Raw genomic sequence first — 218 nt, 5'->3', positions numbered from 1 at the left:
ACTGTCAAAGTTGCCCGGAAGGACGACGGTAGGAGCCACAGTTTCGAACTCAGACACAGGGGCCCGTCAGCAATACCCTATATTGGCACCGTTCCTATCCAGAGCGGGAATCCAGAGAAGCAATTGGTGGAGTGGATCAAACGCTATCTCGACGCGGAAACAGTCACAAAAGAGAGGTGGCAAGCGCTGGTGACATCAACTGAGGGAATTGCCACCTC

1 protein-coding gene is annotated in these 218 nt (G+C 53.7%); it reads left to right on the top strand.

All coding sequences use genetic code 11. The annotated features are described in order from the left end of the window. Positions 1 to 218 (top strand): hypothetical protein (locus tag EXE42_RS20090; RefSeq protein ID WP_206750797.1); only part of this gene is annotated, 218 nt, incomplete at both ends.

This window comes from Halorubrum sp. SP3, assembly GCF_005435195.1.
Taxonomy (GTDB): Archaea; Halobacteriota; Halobacteria; order Halobacteriales; family Haloferacaceae; genus Halorubrum; species Halorubrum sodomense.
Note: the sequence above shows the minus strand (reverse complement) of the source record. Positions and strands in the feature narration are given on the sequence as shown.